Annotated in this window: 19 protein-coding genes and 2 pseudogenes; 7 read left to right on the top strand and 14 right to left on the bottom strand. The window is 35.3% G+C overall.

Translation table 11 applies throughout. The annotated features are described in order from the left end of the window. Positions 1-66 precede the first annotated feature (66 nt). A complete protein-coding gene (locus BN52_RS01920; RefSeq protein ID WP_008472421.1) occupies positions 67-993 on the top strand; it encodes an aldo/keto reductase in 927 nt (308 codons plus the stop codon). Positions 994-1,059: 66 nt separating this feature from the next. On the opposite strand, the gene BN52_RS01915 is transcribed toward BN52_RS01920, so the two are convergent. The 6 genes from BN52_RS01915 to BN52_RS01890 all read right to left on the bottom strand — a co-directional run bounded on the left by BN52_RS01915 (position 1,060) and on the right by BN52_RS01890 (position 9,783). After that, entirely contained in the window at positions 1,060-2,391 is a 1,332-nt protein-coding gene (locus BN52_RS01915; RefSeq protein ID WP_008472420.1) for an FAD-dependent oxidoreductase, read from the bottom strand. Positions 2,392-2,582: 191 nt separating this feature from the next. After that, on the bottom strand, positions 2,583-4,316 hold the full coding sequence (locus tag BN52_RS01910) for an ABC transporter ATP-binding protein (protein WP_008472417.1): 1,734 nt from the start codon (positions 4,314-4,316) through the stop codon (positions 2,583-2,585). A 179-nt stretch (positions 4,317-4,495) separates the two neighbouring features. Beyond that, entirely contained in the window at positions 4,496-5,500 is a 1,005-nt protein-coding gene (locus BN52_RS01905) for an NAD(P)-dependent oxidoreductase (protein WP_008472416.1), read from the bottom strand. A 27-nt stretch (positions 5,501-5,527) separates the two neighbouring features. After that, the gene (locus BN52_RS01900; protein ID WP_008472415.1) at positions 5,528-6,601 is read right to left on the bottom strand and encodes an AEC family transporter; all 1,074 of its coding nucleotides are present in this window, start codon (positions 6,599-6,601) and stop codon (positions 5,528-5,530) included. A gap of 92 nt (positions 6,602-6,693) precedes the next feature. Next, positions 6,694-7,314, bottom strand: coding sequence for a GntR family transcriptional regulator (locus BN52_RS01895; RefSeq protein WP_008472414.1), 621 nt, complete (start codon positions 7,312-7,314; stop codon positions 6,694-6,696). A gap of 57 nt (positions 7,315-7,371) precedes the next feature. Further along, positions 7,372-9,783, bottom strand: coding sequence for a cation-translocating P-type ATPase (locus BN52_RS01890; RefSeq protein ID WP_008472413.1), 2,412 nt, complete (start codon positions 9,781-9,783; stop codon positions 7,372-7,374). 111 nt (positions 9,784-9,894) lie between these two features. Between BN52_RS01890 and BN52_RS10615 the strand changes: the two genes are divergently transcribed. From BN52_RS10615 to BN52_RS01870, 5 genes are all read left to right on the top strand, one after another. After that, positions 9,895-10,053, top strand: a complete 159-nt coding sequence (locus BN52_RS10615) for an HAD family hydrolase (protein WP_008472412.1) — start codon at positions 9,895-9,897, stop codon at positions 10,051-10,053. Between the two features lie 202 nt (positions 10,054-10,255). Continuing rightward, positions 10,256-10,597, top strand: a complete 342-nt coding sequence (locus tag BN52_RS01885; RefSeq protein WP_008472411.1) for a hypothetical protein — start codon at positions 10,256-10,258, stop codon at positions 10,595-10,597. 142 nt (positions 10,598-10,739) lie between these two features. Next, positions 10,740-11,024, top strand: coding sequence for an HU family DNA-binding protein (locus BN52_RS01880; protein WP_008472410.1), 285 nt, complete (start codon positions 10,740-10,742; stop codon positions 11,022-11,024). A gap of 126 nt (positions 11,025-11,150) precedes the next feature. After that, positions 11,151-11,975 (top strand): site-specific integrase, encoded by an 825-nt coding sequence (locus tag BN52_RS01875; protein ID WP_008472408.1) that lies wholly within the window; start codon positions 11,151-11,153, stop codon positions 11,973-11,975. Positions 11,976-11,979: 4 nt separating this feature from the next. Next, positions 11,980-12,924 (top strand): NAD(P)-dependent oxidoreductase, encoded by a 945-nt coding sequence (locus BN52_RS01870; RefSeq protein WP_008472407.1) that lies wholly within the window; start codon positions 11,980-11,982, stop codon positions 12,922-12,924. A 65-nt stretch (positions 12,925-12,989) separates the two neighbouring features. Here the strand turns inward: BN52_RS01870 and BN52_RS01865 are convergent, their stop codons facing one another. The 5 genes from BN52_RS01865 to BN52_RS01845 form a co-directional block, all read right to left on the bottom strand. Further along, positions 12,990-13,319: a YxeA family protein gene (locus BN52_RS01865; RefSeq protein ID WP_008472406.1), complete on the bottom strand. Its 330-nt coding sequence runs from the start codon at positions 13,317-13,319 to the stop codon at positions 12,990-12,992. After that, positions 13,316-13,984, bottom strand: a complete 669-nt coding sequence (locus tag BN52_RS01860; protein ID WP_040473307.1) for an ABC transporter ATP-binding protein — start codon at positions 13,982-13,984, stop codon at positions 13,316-13,318. The genes BN52_RS01865 and BN52_RS01860 overlap by 4 nt, the downstream gene beginning before the upstream one ends. A gap of 10 nt (positions 13,985-13,994) precedes the next feature. After that, positions 13,995-15,983 (bottom strand): bacteriocin, encoded by a 1,989-nt coding sequence (locus tag BN52_RS01855; RefSeq protein ID WP_156640937.1) that lies wholly within the window; start codon positions 15,981-15,983, stop codon positions 13,995-13,997. 74 nt (positions 15,984-16,057) lie between these two features. Then, entirely contained in the window at positions 16,058-16,876 is an 819-nt protein-coding gene (locus tag BN52_RS01850; RefSeq protein WP_008472403.1) for a helix-turn-helix domain-containing protein, read from the bottom strand. A 176-nt stretch (positions 16,877-17,052) separates the two neighbouring features. Further along, positions 17,053-18,372 carry a C1 family peptidase gene (locus BN52_RS01845; protein WP_008472402.1) on the bottom strand — a complete coding sequence of 440 codons (1,320 nt, stop codon included), beginning with the start codon at positions 18,370-18,372 and terminating at the stop codon, positions 17,053-17,055. Positions 18,373-18,528: 156 nt separating this feature from the next. On the opposite strand from BN52_RS01845, the pseudogene BN52_RS01840 reads away from it, so the two are divergent. Continuing rightward, a pseudogene (locus tag BN52_RS01840) lies at positions 18,529-19,697 on the top strand (MFS transporter). A 75-nt stretch (positions 19,698-19,772) separates the two neighbouring features. Here BN52_RS01840 and BN52_RS01835 read toward each other — a convergent pair. The 3 genes and pseudogenes from BN52_RS01835 to BN52_RS01825 form a co-directional block, all read right to left on the bottom strand. Beyond that, positions 19,773-20,414, bottom strand: a complete 642-nt coding sequence (locus tag BN52_RS01835; RefSeq protein ID WP_156640936.1) for a hypothetical protein — start codon at positions 20,412-20,414, stop codon at positions 19,773-19,775. Between the two features lie 29 nt (positions 20,415-20,443). Further along, a complete protein-coding gene (locus tag BN52_RS01830) occupies positions 20,444-21,124 on the bottom strand; it encodes a hypothetical protein (protein WP_008472398.1) in 681 nt (226 codons plus the stop codon). A 283-nt stretch (positions 21,125-21,407) separates the two neighbouring features. Then, a pseudogene (locus BN52_RS01825) lies at positions 21,408-21,727 on the bottom strand (oligopeptide ABC transporter substrate-binding protein); the annotation flags it as partial.

Below are 21,727 nucleotides of genomic sequence, written 5' to 3'. Positions count from 1 at the left end.
AAGACTGAGTAAAATATACATTATTTTAATTAAGATGAATTATAATTTAAATTGAGGTGATATAAATTGAAGACTTTAAATGTTAAGAATGGCCCGCAAAACGTTTCAACCATTATTCAAGGTTGTATGCGCATGCCAAGCCTTAGCGTTGAGGAAGCTACTAAGTTGATTCAAACCGATCTTGAACTTGGCATCAACTTCTTCGATAATGCTACCTGTTATACTGAAGGTGTGGCCGAAGCTCGTTTTGGGGAAGCTTTCCAAAAAAGCGGCATCAAGCGTGAAGACGTCGTTTTGCAAACCAAAGTTGGTCTTGAATTCCAACGCAATGAATTTGACTGGACTAAGGAAAACATTTTGACCAATGTTGATGCCAGTCTCGAAAGAATGAAGACTGACTACTTAGACGTACTTCTACTTCACCGTCCAGATCTTATTTTTGATCCAGAAGAAGTTGCTGAAGCTTTTGAAGAATTGCATCAATCAGGAAAGGTTCGTTATTTCGGTGTAAGTAACGTTCCAACCTTGCAATTGGCTTTATTGAAGAAATACGTTAAACAACCATTGGTATTCAATCAATTGCAATTATCACTTGATCAATCCCAATTAATTGATCAAATGCTCTATGTCAATGATAAGACAACAGATATGTCAATTAGTCGTGATAGTGAAATTCTCAACTATTGCCAGCTTAACGACATCACTGTTCAAGCTTGGTCACCACTTCAATACGGAAAATTTGAAGGTTCATTCATTGATAATCCTAAATTCCCTGAATTAAACAAAGTGCTTGAAGAATTAAGCGATAAATATGGCGTAAGCAAGGCTGCGATTGCAATCGCTTGGATCTTGCGTCATCCAGCTCATATGCAGGCTATTATTGGTACGATGAATCCAGTCCACTTAGCTGAAACAGTTCCAGCTCAAAAAGTAGCATTGACTCATCATGAATGGTACCAACTATACCTTGCAAGTGGTAAGTTTTTGCCATAAAAATTTTAACTATATATAGAAAAAAGGAATGTCCACTCAACATCTCAGTTAAGGGACATTCCTTTTTTAATTCAATAAATCATTTAAAGCTTCAGCCATTGTAGGATGGGTATAAATCATGTCCCGCAGAATTGTGTATGGTGCTTTAAGCTTCATCGCAAGACTAATAATGTTAATAACTTCATGAGATTCTAAGCCATAAACAGTTGCACCAAGAATTTGTTGTGTCTTTTGATCGACAATTAACTTATAAACGCCTCTTGCATCCCCAGCAACATGAGCCTTAGGAATACCGCTAGCCATCAACTTGTAAACTTTAATTTCATATCCAGCGTCTCGTGCTTCCTTTTCTTTCATTCCTACGGCCGACAATGGTGGCGTAATAAATGCCGTATACGGTACAAATTGACGATCCTTAGTTGAACGTTGACCACTTCTTAACAACTGTTCCTTCACAATTCTAAAGTCATCTAAAGAAATATAGGTGAATTGTGGTCCGCCATTTACATCACCTAATGCCCAAATATTAGGTACAGTGGTTCTTAACTTATCATCAACTTTAATTGCTCCACGAGCGGTTAAAGCCACATCGGTGTTTTCAAGGCCAAGATTTTCAGTATTTGCCTTTCTTCCAGCACCGACTAACAATTTATCAAAGATTTCTTCTTTAATTTCACCGGCTTGTTGGTAGCTTACTTTCACACCATCTTTGCTATCTTCAACTTTTTCAATTTTGCTTCCAAGTCTGAAATCAATGCCTGCTTCAGTTAAATCATGGAAAACCAACTCACTTACATCTGAATCTTCTTTAGGTAAAATTTGGGATAAACCATCAATGACAGTGACTTTGGTTCCATAAGAATTAAACATGCCAGCAAATTCTAGGCCAATGTATCCCGCACCAATAATACCTAATTTACCTGGTTTTTCTTGCCAATCCATAGCTTCTTTTGAAGTTACAACGTTTTGACTTAATTTTAAACCAGGAATATCTGGAATTCTTGGCACAGCTCCTGTATTAATAAAAATTCTATCGCCTTGAACAGTAACTACCTTGCCATCTTTTTTGGTTACTTCTAATTCATAATTACTAATGAACTTTGCATGACCATCAAGTACCGTAGCGGTTGGTAAGTCTGCAATCATATGGTAGTTCTTATTTCTTAATTTTCGTGTTAATACACTTTTTGCTTCACTTGCTTCAGCAAAAGACATCCCTTTTTCACCATTAATAATTAAATTCTTTGATGGCAAGCAACCAATGTTAATACAAGTTCCACCATACATTTGATCTGATTGTTCAATAACTAAGACTTCTTGACCTTGTGATGCTAAGGTTTTAGCAAGAGTTTTGCCACCCTTTCCAAAACCTACCACGATATTTTGATATTTTTTCATTTTGTGTTTCCTCGTATAAATTCTTTATACAGGTAATATAAACTCTTACTTTATGTAAGTAAAATATTTTGCTCAAAAAGATTCAAAAAAAGAAGCTAAACTTTTCGTTCAGCTTCGAGACCTTCCCAGGGAATTATAATCCTATTTTTCAGGTTCAAAATTTTTATGCCAATATTTTGGTATTTTATTTGTTAATCTAACCCTTTAAATTGGTTCTTTACGTATTCAGCATACAATGGCGTTGACTTGATTAACTCTTCATGTGTACCAGAGCCAGAAATTGTTCCATGATCCACAAAATAAATGCAATTAGCATCAACAATTGTACTTAATCGGTGAGCAATGACTAGAGTAGTTCGGTTCTTCATCAATTTACCAAGTGCTTTTTGCACCATTGCTTCAGACTCAGAATCTAAACTAGCCGTTGCTTCGTCAAGCATCAATATTTTCGGATCACGCAAGAAAGCACGCGCGATGGCTATTCTTTGTCGTTGACCACCAGAAAGCTTAATTCCACGTTCACCGATTTCAGTTTCTAGGCCATTTTCCATTTCTTTAACAAAACCATCTGCATAAGCCATTTTAAGAGCTTGCCAAATTTGCTCTTCATCAACATTATGATCAAGTCCATAAAGCAAATTTTCGCGAATAGTGCCTGGCATTACAGCAGAATTTTGACCAACCAAACCAATTTGTCGACGCCAGCTATCAAGCGAGATCAAACTAATATCATGCTTACCAATCATGATTTGACCCTGATCTGGACGATAGAAACGCTCAATTAGTGAAAACAGCGTTGATTTTCCTCCACCAGATGGTCCAGCAAAAGCAATAACCGTATTTGGTTCAGCTTTAAAATTGATATTATTCAAGATAGGCTTATCTTTTTCATATGAAAAGCCAAGATTGCTGACTGATAATGTTTTGCCAGCAATATCAATTTCAATATTGCTACCCTTATCTTCTTCTTTTTCGTCAAGAATTTCTGCGATTCGTTGCGTTGCTCCACTTGTTCTTGATAATTCATTGAAAAATTGACTAACAATAATTACTGGTGACATGATTTGGAAGAGATACATCAGGAATGATACTAATGCACCCATAGTCATTGATCCGGTCATCACCCGGTATACCCCATATCCAAGGATGCTCATTACTAGAATAATCATCCCCATATTGATAATTGGTGAGGTTAACGAATTGATCAATGCTTGCTTTACCCCAACTTGATAAAGGGTTTGAATGTCTTCGTCTCCTGATTCCAGCTCCAATTTTTCACCATTTGAAGCCTTAACTAAGCGGATTTCTCCCAAAACAGTAGTACTTTTACTGTTTAATTTAGCCAATTTATCTTGCAAAACTTTTCCGATCTTACGCGATTGGGCCATAATTGGCAACATCAATAAGGTAATTAATGGAACGGCAATAACAATAATAAGCGTCATTTGCCAATCCATTGACAACATAATAATCAATGAACCAATAAATTGTAAAACTGCAGTAACTGCTGATGGCAAAGTGTTAGCAAGCAAATTATTGATTTGCGAAGTATCATTTACAAGACGTGAACTTATCTCACCAGTTTTAGAATTATCATAATAAGTTACTGGCAAATTAAGTAATTTTTGCCACAATAGACGTCTCATTTTACTAATTACATCTTGTCCAAAAATTCCTAAAACCAATCCAGATAAAGTTCCAACGATCATCCCTCCGATTACCAGGACAATCATGCCAATAACTAGCGTAGGTGAAATATGACGAAACGTATTAATCAATTTTCCGGTCATTTTAGGAACAATCAATCCAGACAAAGTTCCTAAAGATCCTAGAAAAGTCCCTAATACTAGTTGCCAATATTTGGGTTTTATCGTATTGATCAGTTTGAAAAAGTCTTTAAATTTAAAAGTCGCTTTTTTGTTCATACATCCCCCTATAATGCACATCCATCAAGCTGGATGTAATTTTGACTTAACTTTTATTATAACAATATTCGCCTTAGGTAAAAACCCGAAAAAAATACTTAGCTAGTTGTTTTTGGCTTATCAAAAAAAGATCAAAGTCCTAATTAAGAACTTCGACCCTTTAGCATAGTAAAAAATTTTTAACCCTTGTATTCTACAACATTTTTAGTTGAACCATTTTCTTCCATTTCATGGAAATTGTCATAAGAAATCGAAATCATATCTTCCAAAGCTGGTTCAGTAAATGACCCCATATGAGGTGTCAACATAACTCTTGGATATAGCTTCAATAAATCTTGAACATCTTTATCAGGAACTTCATCAATGCTGTTAAACTTATGACCGATAATTTTTGTTTCACTTGGAACAACATCTGCACCATAAGCTCCTAACTGCTCACTCTGTAATGCTAATACTACTTCATGAGTATCTACTAATTCGCCTCTCGCAGTATTAATTAATACCGCACCTTTCTTCATCTTACCTAGATATTCTGCATTAACTAACTTGTCATTCTTTCCTGGGAAATAAGGTACGTGAATTGATACGATATCTGATTCAGCTAATAATTCATCTTCAGAAACAAATTCTACATATTGACGTGCAAAATCAGAAGGATATGGGTCATATGCCAAAACTTTTGCTCCCAATGCTTTCCACATTTTACCTTCAATTGCCCCAATCTTTCCGGCACCATAAATACCAACAGTAATGCGGTTAAATTCACTAGCAAAATAATCTGAATGCATAGTAAAATCACCATTTAAAATATTCAAACTTGCTTGATTTGCATGACGATATAAATCAGCACCTAATGTAAATGCCAAGTTACTTACGGCATAAGGTGAATAATTTGGTACTCGTGAAATAGAAATTCCCAATTCTTTTGCAGCTTTTAAGTCATAATGATTAAATCCAACTGTACGAGTAAATACCCAATCGATTCCATATGATTTGAATTTTTCCAAATTTTGACGATCACAGACACAATTGCCACGAACTAAAACTGCATCACAATCTTCAGCTAAAGAAACATTTTCATGATCTAAGTATTCAGGAATTAATTTCAACTCATAATTATATTTGTTTAATTTTTCAAAATATGGTTCTTCAAGTGGACGAACTCCATAACAAGCAATTTTCATTTTATAAATCTCCTTAATTAATAATCATCAACGTAAAATTCCAGTTTGATTCAACACATTTAGAATTGCGATCCAGATAGGTGAAGCGACAACAGCGCAAACCGTTGACAAGAATGAAGCTTTAGAAATCATCAAAGCATCATGGTCAAAGCCAATCGCATATGATGCAACAACGGCAGCAGTTGGGGTTGCCATCATAATAACTACTGTTGCTACAGCAGTAAATTCGAAAGTAACTATACCTGTCATGTTAAGCAACAATAAAACTACTAAGTTAATCAAAGGAACAATTATAACCTTGTTGAATGAATACAACCAAGTCATCTTATCTTCAGCAACTTCCTTGAATGAACTAGAACCCAAAGTACATCCAATAGCTAACCAAGCTAGTGGTGAAGCTAAACTTTGTAAGAAGTTTAAAGGCTTCCATAGCCAAATAGCAGTTTGGTCGATTCTATAAAAAGCAACAGTAGTCATGGTGCCTGTTGCCACACCCTTATTCATTGCTGGAACTGTAACTTGAGGCATTGATCCCTGGATCATCCAAAGAATCAAACCCAAAAATGTAACAATGACAATTGGATTGAGAAACATCTTTTTAACATTGTCTTTGCTCATCTTCAACCCCGACATTTTAATGTAGCCATATGAGTAAAGAAAAATTCGATATCCAACGTTGAAAATCGATGAGTAAATAACACCCTTTGGTCCATAAATTGCTCCAACAATTGGAATTCCAAAAAATGTAGTTGAACCAAAAGCAGTAGCAACACTTAGAGCTGTATTCTTATCTTTGTCACCTCGAGGATACATAAACGGAGTGACAATTATTAACAAGACATATACTAAAATTCCCCAAACAAGTACATTTGCACCTTGTTGCATTGATTTGGAATCAATAGGTTGCATAAATGAATTTAAAACTAAAGCAGGAAGAGCAGCTGATAAAACAACTTTAGTTAAAACTTTCCCAAAGTTTTTGCCAAAAACTCCCCTTTTTCTAAACCAATAACCCAATAAAATAATAAAAATGGTTGAAGTAATCGCACTAAGAACAGTCTGATTTGTAAACGTTTTAGCGATGGCACTTCCAATACTCATAAAAAAGCCTCCTAAAATACAACTTGTATACAACCTGTATTTTAAAAGGCTTTCATTGTGAAATCAATAACTATTTTTATTTTTTTGAAACTTTATAAATAATCGATATATTCTAAAACCGCTTCGTACACCCTCTGTAAGTGATATTCAAGGGCCTTCTTGGCTTCAACAAAATTTCTTTTTCTTATTTTATCAATTATTTGAAGATGTTCTTCTAACGAGCGATCCATACTTCTTTTACTATGAGCATTAATATATCTAGTTCGATCAGTCTGGGATCGGATAATATTAAGCAACTGGGCGAATTGCTTTTGATGGATATTAGTTATTAATCCATGAAACTTAATATCCACTTCTAGATATTTCTGCCAATCATGTTCTTTTGCTGCCTCTTTAAATTCTCGTTCTACTTGATTAAGTAGTTCATTGGGAATGCGAGCAACAGTTTTTTCTAATGCATATGTTTCTAGTAATGTTCGTAACTCATAAGTTTCTTCAACATCTTTTTTAGTAAGTGGGGCTACAATTGTTGTTCTACCAACGAAATCTACTAAACCTTCTGCACTTAATTGATGCAAAGCCTCTCTTACTGGTGTTCTACTTACACCAATTTTCTCAGTTAAAGTATTTTCAGAAAGTACTTGTTCAGGTAAAAAATCACCCTTGATAATTTTAGTTCGAATATAACTATAGGCTTCATCTTTTCGCGACATAGTAATCACCCCATAAAACTCTATATCTATATTCTATCAAAATACACACTTCAAATCCTATCGATCTATTCCCTTTCGATATGCCTCTTTTAATTCAGCAACCGTAGTTTTAGATCCTGTCTGACTATATTTAATCAATATCTCGCGAATACCTTCAGCAATCTTTGATAACCAGCCAAAAATTGCCACCTCTGCAAAGAACAGTACAATTAGAAGGAATACTGCCTTGAAGGAAATCATTTGGAGCACAAATAACTTATGTAAGAAGGCAATTGAGAAAATTAATCCTGCCAGACTGGCTAAGATTACCCCTACTCGATAAGTATTCATCGGTTTAGAAATGTGATACAAAACCAGCAAACCCACAGCAATTAACAGCATTGTAGCGGTTGTCGCGACATCTTGATGATCTAAATGTAATAATTCACTTGTTAACATCAAAACGCCGACAGCTAACATATCGGTAACTCCGCCTGGAATTGCTCTTGCTAAAATATTCGGAATAAACTTGCCTCGAATTTGTCGATGATTCGTTTCCAATGCTAAGAAGAACGATGGAATACCAATTGTAAACGCAGAAATCAAAGTGATTTGTGAGGGACGAAGTGGATATGTTACAGCAGCAATTAAAGCAATAAACGTCAATAATAGCGAGAAAATATTTTTCACTAAGAATAAGCTCGCCGAACGCTCAATATTGTTTACCACTTGCCGACCTTCGTTAACAATTTTCGGCATCCGCGCAAAATCAGAATCAAGTAAAACAACTTGAGCAGCCTGAACTGCTGCACTATTTCCACTTGCCATTGCAATGGAACAATCGGCTTCTTTCATCGCAAGAATATCATTGACGCCGTCACCAGTCATTGCCACAGTTCTTCCGGTTGTCTTCATGGCTTGAATCAACTTTTTCTTTTGGTCTGGTTTTACTCTTCCAAAAACAGTGTATTTTTTAACAGCATTAATATATTCGTTCTCACCGATTGTTTGCGCGTCTATATATCGATCTGCATTTTTTATTCCAGCCTGATTTGCTACACGTGAAACAGTTTTCGGATTGTCTCCCGAAATGACCTTAATATCAACACCTTGCTTAGCAAAATAAGTGAAGGTGTTTTTAGCTTCTTTTCTAATTGGGTTATTTAAGCAAATATACCCGAGAACTTCTACTTTACCTTCAAGTTTATCCGTTACATCTTTTAATGGCTTAGGATATTTCACAAAAACCAATACCCGATAACCAACATCAGTTAATGGCTCTATTTCCCGGGAAAAGTTTTCAAATTGATCCCGTAATACCATCTCTGGTGCCCCAGAAATCAAGCTGAAATCCTTAAATACTACTGCTGAGTATTTGTTCACTGAAGTAAATGGAATGATATTGTCCGCTTTTTCTCCCTTACCAATGCTATAGCGTTCTTTGATCGCTTTCATCGTAGTGTTTTCCATTGGCATATTACGTGCATAGGTCTGAAGCAAGGTTTCTAGAGCTTCATTTTTAACTCCTGCTGTAGGAACAATTTTATCTACAGCCATGACAGGTTCAGTAATGGTTCCCGTTTTATCAACGCACAAAGTGTCAACACGAGCAAGTGTCTCAACACTTTTCATGTTGTGTAACATCACCTGACGTCTAGCTAATCGCATCGCAGCAAGCGCCAGTGCTACCGTTGTTAAAAGGTACAACCCTTCTGGAATCATACCAATGATTGCTGCTTCCATTGAAGTAATACTAGTTTGCAATGGTAGATGATTCAAAAAGTAGTTTTGAGTAAATAAAGCAATTCCTAGAGGAATAATTAATATCCCAACCCATTTGATCAAGCGATTAATCGAACGCACCATTTCTGACTGTTCACTCGTATCCATTGCCTTGGCTTCTAGGGTTAGCTTCGCAATGTATGAATCTTTTCCGACTTTTTCAAGCTGTACCTTAACCTCGCCAGAAACTAAGAAGCTCCCTGACATCAATTCATCACCAACTTGTTTGGTGATTTCATCTGCTTCTCCTGTTAAAAGCGATTCATTGACTCTAGCTTCCCCAGCAACTACTCTTGCATCTGCTGGAACTTGATCACCAGATTTTAAAATTACCAGATCATCCAAAACAAGCTGATCAATTGGTAATGAGTCTGGTTTCCCATCCCGAATCACCTCAACTTCAGCTTCATTCATCACATTTAGCTTTGATAAAACTTGCTTAGCACGAATTTCCTGTACAATTCCAATTACCGTATTAGCAATAATCACCGGCAAGAAGGTTAAATCATGATATGATTGAACTATAATCAAAAGAAAGGCTAAGATAGCAAAAATTAAGTTAAAGTAGGTAAAAGTGTTTTCTGCAATAATCTGCCAATTAGATTTAAACTGATCTTCAACAGCACGATTAATTTTATTTTCTTTTATTCTACTTTCTACTTCTGCTTTTGTTAGTCCCTTGTTCTTATCAGTTAAATACATCTGCATCGCTTTGCCTCCCTACGAACGCACTATAGTGTTAGTATAGCAAATTTAGTAGATTACTATTCGTTAACAAGCTCATTCTTAAGATAGATTTACAAATTATTGGTGATCCAAATGAAACTTATTTTTTCCGATTTAGATGGTACCTTACTAACTACTAATAAACAAATTTTGCCAGAAAATATTCTTGCACTTAAACATTGGATTGAGGGCAGATATCGGCATGAAAAAGATCGCGTTCTTAGGAAGATGAGGTCAGATAAAACAAAATGATCGCATTGATCTAATATTTTCTAACATTAAGCGTAGAGGAATTTCCCCTGGCATACTACCAACTAGCCCTACCATTTTGTCAACTGCTAGTTGCATCCCTATTATATCAGCTTTTTCAAACACATATCGGATTCATAATCGTTTTGCATCTAACTAAACTTTCGGTAAAATATACGAATAAGAAAGAAGGTTATAACTTCCTATGAATTATTTTGCCCTAATCAATTGGTTAGTATTCCTACTGCTTTATCTAATTATCTTGCGTGCCCTACGCAAGTTTTACAAACAGACACTACAATTTGCTGAACTACTTGGAGCCAATGAAACCCTAACTAATTTCATCGTTTCATACGGTTTGCTAGAAGATCTTAGCTTGGCTTATGTCTTTACAACCCTTATTTATAAATATACTTATGCTTTAATCTTTAATCTGCATAGCGCTTGGTTAAATCGCCAACCCACTATCGGTCTGATAATTTACTTTTTAGTAGAAATTTTTGGAGCCATTGTGTATGTATTTTTGCGAAAAAAAGCTAAAAAGTAAGAAAAATTGCATGAAATAGCGGTTTACCAGTTCCCAACGGCGTAAGTTAATGGTACAATTAGTGATCGTAAGGGGTTGAAAGTCCTATTGAGACTACAATCTTAACGGTTACAATAAAAAAATTTGAAAGAGGTATTGTCATATGGCATCAGTAAACAAAGCTGAATTAGTAAAGCAAATTGCTGAAAAGACTGAAATGAAGAAGAAGGATGCAGAAGCAGTTCTTGCAGCCGTAACTTCAACTATTCAAGAAGAATTAGTAAAGGGTAACAAGGTTCAACTTATTGGCTTTGGTACTTTTGAAGTTCGTCATCGTGCAGCTCGTAAGGGTCGCAACCCACAAACTGGTGACGAAATTACTATTCCTGCAGCTCAAGTTCCTGCATTTAAGCCAGGTAAAGCTTTGAAGGACTCAGTTAACAAGTAATTTTGTTTAACTATTTAAGAAGTCTTAGATTTCACATGAAGTCTAAGGCTTTTTTTTCGGCATTTTTTCTTGTCAGGGTTATAATTGGTTTAGTAACAAGGTTTTTAATTCGAGAAGGTGAAACAAATGAATTACCCGTATGAACGTGAGTTCACCACGTATTGTAAAAACGAAAAAAATTATTCTGATTTAACCATGTTAATAGTTAACAAGTCACTGACTAATTTTTGGAAGTATTTCGAGGCCGGCAATGATGCTGGTACTCCGCTTTCGGAAATTAAAGCAGCTGATATTCAGAACTATCTAAATAATCTTGAAACCAATCTAAAGCTCAAAGAAAACACGATCAACAAATATTTGAGCCATATTCGCGTTTACTTTACTTTTTTATACAGCCATCATTTTATTACGGACTATCCGATGGTGGAAATTAATGGTCGCAAATTCAATCGTAAACACACCTATGTCATCAACTGGATGGATAAGCTCCCAGATATTGCTAAAATCCCAAATATCCATCCTGAGACCGTTTTTATGATGCTAGGCATATCGCTTGGTTACCTACCCGATCAGGTACTAAAATTACGTTATAACGATGTTGCCACTAGAATAAATAGCTATACCCTAAGACAATATCTAAAGAATCATGTTAATTTTTCAATTGATGAGAATCCTTATATTTTAGGGAAAAAATATGGTGGCTACTATGCATCGGATTTCCATCTAGCACAAAAAGTCCGCCCTGATCGCGAACTTATTGGAATGGATATCACTTTGCAAAATCTTCGTTTAAGTTATGTCTACTCGATTTTGTCACGTAAAGATTTAACTGATGAAGATTTGCTTCGGATTTTAAAAGTCGACATCAAATCGCTGGTTTACTACCGCCAAAATATGATGCGCTATAACACGTTAATAGAATTTAGTTTAGATTCAGATTACGAGGTATAACACCATGAAAATTTCCGTACTCCAAACCTTAGAACCTGATTTATTAGATAAATTAGCCACAACTACTAATGCTGAAGTGGTCAATTTTGCCAATAAAACCCCTGACGTGCAAACTTTAGCAGAATCAGAGATTATTTTAGGTTGGCACCCTGCTGTTGTTGAGGCTCTAAATTCATCACATCAAATCAAATGGCTTCAAGTATGGTCCGCCGGTGTCGATTATTTACCACTTGATTTGTTAGCACAAGAACAAGTTTTCTTAACTACTGCTAGTGGAGCTAACAGTTTTAATATTGCACAACAAGTCTTAGGCTATCTCTTAATGCATGTTCGCCATCTAGATTTTTCTTTACGAAAACAGCTTCAAAGCAAATGGGAATTGCCACAAGGACAAGCTGAGCTTACTGAACGCACTATTGCTTTTATTGGAACAGGTAATATTGCTCAAGATACCGTGAAGCTATTGACACCATTCAATATGAATATTATTGGGGTTAACAGTTCTGGACACGAAGTTGCCGGATTTAAACAGTGCTATGCTACCAGTGAGATTACTGAGGCCGTAAAAGAAGCTGATTTTGTAGTTAGCAGCTTGCCGTTAACCACCAAGACTAAGCACTTGGTTAATAAGACCGTGTTTGCAGCGATGAAACCAACTGCATTATACGTTGCTGTTGGTCGCGGACAAACTACAAATCAAATTGACTTAATTGATGCGCTAAAGCATGGCGAACTTGTAGCTACCAGCCTTGATGTTTTTGAAGAAGAACCTTTACCAAGTGATAATAAGCTTTGGTCCATGGAAAATGTTGTGATTACACCTCATAGTGCGGGGCAAAGCAACTTCTACAACATTCGGGTACTTGATAGTTTCTTGGCCAACTTTGCTGATTATCAAGCCAATGGAGCTCCTAGTGCTCATGTAGTAAATTATCAAAATGAATATTAAGCCTTAAAAAGTCGCTGACCTTTCCTAAAAATTGTCAGCGACTTTTCGTTTACTTCTTTTTACTATTAATCGATTGCTTGAGAAAATTCTTTTTCAGATAAGTACTTAATCGATTCAACATATTGTCCTTTATGTTTAATCATCATGTACTCACCAGTCGGATCGTAACCAGTAACTTCTTTAATGGTATATGGTAGTGGCTTTTTAGTTTCAGAATCGTAAATTTTAACGTCCTGATATTTGTTTTGTCCTTTGACAACTTTAGCATAGCCAACTTGCTCATGAACTAAAGGGTTGATCCGATCAGTTACTGGGGTATGAATTGTTGCTAAAGCTAACAGCACAAGCACCAAGAGTCCAACTATTAAACTGATAAGTTTAGTTTTTTTGCTCATAATTTTTCTCCATTATTCTTAGTGATAACAATTTGCTGATTTTCAATGCTAATAACGCGATCGCATCTATTCCAAACTTGGGGATCATGCGTTGCAATCAAAATTGTAGCTTTAGGTCCAAAATCGGTTAACAGATGATCTATGATCAGCTTAGAATTTTCGGCATCTAAAGATCCTGTAGGTTCATCAGCAAAAACAATTGTTGGTTTTTTCAAAATAATTCTAGCTAAAGCAACTCTTTGCTGTTCACCGCCACTAAGAGCATAAATTTTCTGATCAAGGGGTAAATTTTTTAGATCCAATTCATCTAAAATGGCTCTCATTTCAAGTGTTTGTTGCTTTTTTGCAATCTTTTGATTGGCAAAAGCAATTTGCAAATTGTCGGCTACAGTTTCTTCATCAATCAGACCAAAATTTTGAAAAATAAAGCCAAATTTTTCTCTTCTCAGTTTAGGTAAGTTCTTATTATTGACTGCTTCATGATCAATCATGACTTCACCTGCAGTCGGCGATTCTAAGCCAGATAAAATGTTCAAAAAGGTGGTTTTTCCTGCTCCGCTCTTGCCAACGATTGCATAGCTTAATCCTGCTTCTAGCTGACAATTAATCTTATTTAGAACGATTTTTTTATCAAAGCGTTTACTTAAATTTTTTATTTCAATCATTACTTTCCCTCTAGTTTCCATGATTCAAGGTTACCAATAACTGTTGCTGTGCTCTTAGTGCAAGGAGCCAAATCACACCAGTTTCAATCACAAGATAAGGCAGCAGATATAGTAAACTTGGCCAATTTTGATGGGATAAAACAAGTAAAGCTAGAATTAGCAAGCTATCGCCAACAAGATTAGTTACCCAAAAGTTAAAAATGGTTTTTCGATTGCTTTGACCGAAGATTTTAGTTATGGCCATCTTTAATCGCTGTTTTTGTAAAAAGGCTAAACTGATAAAAGCAATAATCAAGAGTAGTTGACTTAATGAAATCAAAATAATGAAGGCAACCAATGAGATTTGACGAGATTGTTCGATGTTAAAGTTCGACAATCTTGTCTTAGCATCAGTAATTCCAGTAATATAATTTTCCAATGAAAAACGCTTGATATTAGACTGTAGTTGTTTCAAATTAGAGAACTGAATCATCCCTTGGCTAGCAGCCGCAAAATAAAAATTATCCGCAAAGCAATTATCGTCGATGACAATGATGGGATCATGTGAAATCGAATCTTGAATATCTTTACCGATAGTATAGTTGAAAACATCTTGTCCAGACGCATATTCTAAGTAGTGTAGTTTTTTATTAGCTTGTTTGTTTGAACCAGGCAATTCATTTTGAAAAGCGATAAATGATATTATTTCCTTGGAGAATTGCTTAATTTGATCCATCCGACTAGACGGAATTAGAATATTTAGCTCATCAGGCTTGAGCGCTTGTGAATCAATCTTTTGATGCGTTGGGCTGTTAACTTGGTTGAAGTTTAGATAGTTGCGATTAACGATAAGTACATTACCATTTTCTGGAGCCACATCCCTAATTGGGGGATGGAATTCTTGCGCGTTTTTCGCTAAAATTACCCCATCAAGATGATTAATTAGCTTTCTTGTTAATCGTCCTAATTTATTCTCTTCACTGTGACTAATATTACTGATATCAGCAAATTGGATAGTATAACCGCTATGATGATTGATCCACATTTTCATAACATTTTGATCTTGAATAAAACTATTAACCTTGTTGTTCAAGGAAAATAAATTAATAGTCACTAATATCACAAGACTAGCCTTGAGTAGATAGCCAGCAATCACAAAAAGTTTGGTATAGGATTTACCTTTAAGCGCAGGATAAAGCTCAACCACCATTAGACAGCTATAAGAAATCAGGTCCAACAGTAGATAAAATGCCAAGATCAATAGCATAATAGCAAAATTATACTTACTGACTAAAATCCAACCGGTTTTATTTAAACTTGTAGTCAGATATATTGAATAGGCAAACAAAACCACTAACAATGAGCCAATGAAAAATAAATAATCATGACCAAGGTCCCTGCGTAAAATTTGCCATAAATTTAGGCCGTTAAGTTTGAGAACGGCGTATTTTTTTAATTGGGCGATTTTTTCGATGAACATAATGATCAATAGAATCGAAAAAATGCTAAATACAATGGGAAGATAGCTAATTAACGCTAGATTGTTTTTGATAGCTACTAATAAAGACATTTTACTAGTAGTGTAATGCAATCCAGATTTATTTAGGTATCTTTGTAACTCAGCTAGTTGCGCTTTTTTGGCATTTGTATAATATGAACCTTGAAAGTCGGTTAATTGGAGCTCCTTTTGATTTAACTTTTTTATATTTGCATTTCGATACAGGGAGAAAATTTGCTTTTGACTGGGGTTGAATGAATAGACATATTTATCTTTCTTACCATTAACGTTGACTATCCGAACTAAGGTTAATCGGTAATTGCCCTGCTTCGTTAACTTGGTAATATCAGAAAAAAGTTTGGATTTATTAGTATGGTGACTGTCGGAGTTTATTTGGATACTGGTAGTTGTATTGGGGATGCTTTCAGCATCATATTCTTTTACTATGCCTAAAAATACGATAAAAGCCACGATTGTGATTACCATCAGTATTATATTTTTACTCAAGCGAAACATAATCATCTTTCCCTTCATTAGTACATGTACATTATGACATACACTTACTGAGTTAGAATCAAAAGTTGCGTGTTAAGCAACTATATCTTCCAAGATGCAACCTTATCGTTAAATCCCCAAGACACCAATTGATCTTTTATTGTTTTCGCCTTTTCTTTTTCTCCAGCAAATAAATATTCATAAAATTTTTGCGCAATTTTATAAAACATAAAATGACTGTGATTATCTAAATTATGCAGATAATCTAAACAGTTTTTTATATTTTTTCCGCTAATATTTTCAAAATAGCAAAGATACAAATAGTTATTACAAATCATTGCTACTCTTTCTATCATTTTTTCTGAAAAAGCTTGATCTTTTGTATAATACTTCAATAATTGATGCATAAAATTATCTAACTGCTCACAATTAAAAATTTGTATACAGTTGCCAAATAATCTTAGTAAATCAACACTTTCTACCCAATTGTTACGACTAATAAATTCATTTATTACTTTGTTTTTAAAATTTGGACTTAACTCGTTCAACTGTCCTCTAAAATAAGCTACCGCCACAATATATCTATATTTGAAGATATTATTATTTGTAGCAATCACATCATTTAAAGCATCTTCAATATCATGTTTGTTTGCACTATTGAACGCTCTCATTACCCTATCTTCTATTTTTTCTTCTTCTAACTGTTGTTTGGTACAATATTGATCTTTAATTAATGTCAAAAAATCATCTAGGTCTATCTGATGGGCAAACAAAATTTTAAATAAACTTTCTGCAGAAATCCCCTCAATACCTCTTTCTATTTTGGAATAATGTCCCTTGTGAATTACACCTTGTACCATTTCTTCTTGGGTTAAGCCTAGACGAAGACGTTCCTTTTTCAAAGCTTCTCCTATGGTCATTCTAGCTTCCCCTCATTTCTATGTCAGAATATATTTTCACGTTTAAACGCCAATTTTATATTACCCTTTTTTGAAGAAAATAACTAAAAAATTCAATTAAAGAGCTTATCACTCTTGACCTTACGTAGAAAAAAGACCAATTCACAAACGGAATTGGTCCAATTTAATTAACTATTTTATCCCACCATTTCCCATGGCTTTAAATCAACCACAGGACCGTTTAGGAACAAATCAACTTGTTCAGCTGTAAGATATCTTTTATGCACAATTACATGATAGACATATTTTTCAAACCAATCATGGCTCATAACAAAATAGCCTTTTTCACCATTTTCTTCGCCCCATGAGTTTTCAACTTTCCATTGACGAATTTCACCACGGTCTTCATCAACACCAACCAGGGTCATAGCATGACTTGCTTTTCCTTCACCAGTTGCTAACCGCTCTGCTTTCGTCATCTCCGTATCAACATTAAATAATTCATCTGTTTGATACAAATCAGTTGCTAAGTATCCGGATTTACGTTCCATTTGTTTGAGAACATCATTACCAAAAAGCACTGCTTCACCATCTTTTAATTGTGCAAGGGCAGCTTGAGTTAAGTTTGCCATTGGCAAGTTAAGGAATTTTACTTGATCTCGACCAACGACATTATCCCAGTAGCCATCGTGGTATACCTTGTTGTAGTCATAATTAGGCGAATTAGAGATGGCAATGTAATCGTCAAAATCAAAATCACCAAGATATTCATGCAAGAATTGTTGTGGCGTTAAATTCTTTTCAAGATGATATTTCTTGTCGTCATCATAGTATTCCAAATCAAAAGTCTTGGGTGGTTGACCAAAGGCTGTAGCTACAACATGATAAACCTCATTCAAAAATTGCTTTCTTGCTGCTTCAACCTTTTCTAGATCGCCAGCTTGGACTAATTTTCTCAAAGCCAGGCCATCTTTACGCTTCTTTCTTGCTAAAAAGTCATCTAAAGCAGCCGTATGGTTGCTATTAAAACTTTCAGGCATAGCATATGTTGGCACAACGCCATACTTTTTAATCAAAGCAACTGCCATTGCCCATTCGCCACCATCATAACCAGTTCCTGCTAAGTATGCCTGAACTTCACGGTCATCAAGAGGTTTATCAGCTAAGCGGATCATATGATCATAGTAAATATTCGCACGCTCAATTCGATCCCAGAAAAAGTTGTAAACTTGTGAGAATTCAAAGTTTTTTACATGATACTTTTTACCAAAATAGTGACGAAGTACATTTAAGGAGGCAAATTCCCAACAACGACCTGATTGTTGCTGATTAGTAACTTTATCAACTGGCAATTCGATTGAAAAAACTCGATTTAATTGTTGGCTTACATTGGGATTAAATGATGCTTCTAAGATACCGCTTCTTCGAGCTGCACGGCTAATTACTTCATTGTTAGCTTGTGCTTCAAAATTATCACGAAATTCATTGGCTTCTTGTAAAGTTAATTCATGTGACATAGGACACCTCTCGATCATTAAATCAATTTAATCTAATTTATTTGTTTACTAATATACGCCTCATTGAAAGTTTTTACCAGTAAATTTATTAAGGGACTTTAAAAACTTTTAGATTAAAACTATAATTTCAGTAATTTAATAAAGAAAGGATCTATCATGTCAAAATATACCATACGTTCTATCCTGTTTGTCTTTGTTGCTTTTATGTTGGGATGTAATGAATACATGATTGTTGGTGTTTTACCAGATATTGCACGAGAATTTCATGCTTCACTATCAAGTTTAGGATATATCGTGACATTATTTGCTCTCGTTTATGCGATTTCTACTCCAATAATTACTAGTTTGGCTCACCACTTTAAACGACACCATTTGTTATTCGGATTGATTACAATTTTTCTTTTTGGAAATACTTGGACAGCCATGTCCAGCAACTATTACTCTTTGCTCTTTTCGCGTATCATCACTGCCTGCACCGCAGGGGCAATCATTTCGATTGTCTTGATCTTTGGCAATTTTATCGCACCATTGAATAAGAGGGCTTCACTTTTATCTTGGATATTCGCTGGCTTCAGTATTGCCTCTGTTGTCGGTGTGCCACTAGGTACCATGATTAGTACCAATTTTTCATGGCATATGAGTTTTTGGTTGATTTCGATATTAACAATTATTTGCCTACTGCTGTTAATCTGGCTGGCACCTAGAAATACCGATCAAGCAGCTAAGAAAAGCACTGAGAAAAATAATCAATTTTTACTACTTGCTGACCGTCGCATTCTGTTTTCAGTAATCTTTGTTGTCATGGTTTGTGCTTCACAATACACTTACTACACCTACATTCGCCCACTGATTACTAATGAAATGCATTTTAGCTATTCTTGGCTAAACTGGCTACTGCTAGGATTAGGATTAGCTTCAATCATCGGAAACAAAGTCGGGGGCTTAATTGCCGACAGAGGGGCATGAAATTGCTTCCCTACATCTATTCGGTAATGACTTTAGCTTTAGTTCTCCTGAGTGTTCTGATCCATGTTAGCTGGCTAGCTTATGCAATAGCATTTCTACTTTCTAGTTTGATTTCAGCTTATGGGGCATCGACTCAAGTATTTTTCCTTGATATTGCTACGCAAGATTATCCTCAGTCGCTAGATTTAGCTTCATCCCTTAATTCGATTTTTGCAAATGTAGGAATTTCCCTAGGTTCGTTCACAGCAGCCCAAGTAGCGGGAATCACTTCGATCACCACCACAGGATATGTAGGCGCAATTTACAGTCTAATTGGGGTCCTTTGCTTGGTTATAGTTTGTCGCATCTTGCATAAATAGGTACCTAATGTCGAGATTTTTCGACATTATTTTTTTGTCCTATTTTTCGTGAAACATTATAATTTACCAAAAATGTTATTTTAAGTTGGTGTTTTGCGCATCCATCCACAAGTTTCTACCGATTTGGACCCAAATTTTATTTTGATGCTTTTTAATTGCCAGCACTGTTGCCCGCTTTCCTCGGATTACCGACTTTGGAATTTTATGGCCTTGATTGTCAACCAAACTGCAAGTTTTTCGTACGAGTACTATACCATTGATTTTTTCCGTTTTAAATTGCTTTTTATTCAGCTGCTTTAAACTAATATTTTTCCAGTGTTTACCATTTTTAATCTGCAATCGATTTTTCTTAATACGCAATTGCATTTGTTTATACTTCTTTTCTTGTCTCGGTTTTAGCGTTAACACAACTTCTCCTGTAACATGGACATTTTTTGTTACCTGTTCGGTAGATGGATTCAACTTTTTGAATCGTTCAAGCAACTCCAATAGTTGACTTAGTCTTCGTTCTTTTTCTTTTAAAATAGTTTGGTGATCGGTAGCTGTTAATTTGGCCTTCAAAGTGTCCCGCTTTTCTTGAAGATCAAACAAATCTTTTTTAGCCAGTTCATATTCTTGCGTATCTTGAACAATTTTTTCTTTTAGATTGGTCAACTTCATCTTCAAATCTTGATGCACACTTGCTAATTGATCAAGCTGGTGTTCTAGTTCTGCCAATTTATCAGTTTTTGCTTTTACCTGGTCCTTCAATTGCGTAATTGTTTTACCTTCAGCAACTGCTTGCTCGTGTTTTTCGACCAGCTGAGTTTTTTCTTGGTTAAAAATTGATCTGTCTTTTCAATCTGCTCTGGAATTTTTTCGGCTAACTCACTAATAATTGCTTCTTGGTTCTGATCAAGCTCGTTGTTGGCCAAAAGTTCCGTAAATATGTCCTGAATCTTGGCTTTTTGAACCTCTCTTGATTTAGTACTCTTAATAAGTTTGCCAAAATCCTTATTCTCATTATCTGTTGCTATTTTACTTGGCTCCGGCATAGCATTGTTAAATCCCGATATTTCATCATCATATGCTTTCTGATAAGTAGCAATTTGTTGATCAATAAACGCTAGCTCGTCTTGATATTTTTGGTAATCAGCTTTTTCTACCTCAAGTTCTGTAGCAATTCTTTCCAATCTTTTTTGCTTTTGTAACAAAATTTGATCTAGGCGATCCAATTCCGCTGCATAAAGCTTTAGCTGATCGTTGCTCAGTTGATCTAACGTTGTCCGACTAGCTTTTAACATCGAGATTTTTTGTTCAATTTGCTCCTGCAAACTTTGCTTATGCGCAATCTCATCAGCTCTAGCCTCATTGCCTTTTACAAGTGCTGTAGCAAGAGTAGCTGCAGCTAATATTGTGACAAATTTATATCTGCTATTTTTCTTCATTTTCCTTCTCCTAATTTTTTTGCCCCCTATATATGTAAATGCGCAAAAAATGCGATTTTTTATTTACAGTCTTGCATTCTTTACCATTTCTTAATAATTTTATGCGTATAAATTAAGCGTATAAATATATTTATATTGTGACTTATATTTATGCTATGACGATGTAATTATAAATATATGGACAAGAAAAGGGCTCGCTAATGCGAGCCCTTTTAGGATAGGAGTTTTATTGAAGTTTATGTGTAGGATATTTATAGGATTAGAGAAAGTTTTATGAAAATTATTATTTAGCAAATCCTCCTTCGAAGTAGAAGTTAGATGATGGCTTAAGGTTCAAGCCAGTGATGTCCTTGTTTACCGCAGTTACGTTGTAACTACCCATAGTTGGGATTACGTATGCGTTATCGAACATCCACTTTTGCCACTTCTTGAATGCAGTAGCTCTGTATGATTGGTTAAATGATTTTACAGAGTCGATTTGGTTCAACAAGTCTGTGTTTTCCTTGCTTACAAAACGAGCAAAGTTGTATGGTGCAGCCTCGTTGTATAAGTCAGCTGGTGATGGTTCACTTGATAATGACCAACCACCTTCAAAGACATCTA

Origin of the sequence: Lactobacillus gigeriorum DSM 23908 = CRBIP 24.85, from assembly GCF_000296855.1 — a bacterium.
Classification (GTDB): domain Bacteria; phylum Bacillota; class Bacilli; order Lactobacillales; family Lactobacillaceae; genus Lactobacillus; species Lactobacillus gigeriorum.
Note: the sequence above shows the minus strand (reverse complement) of the source record. Positions and strands in the feature narration are given on the sequence as shown.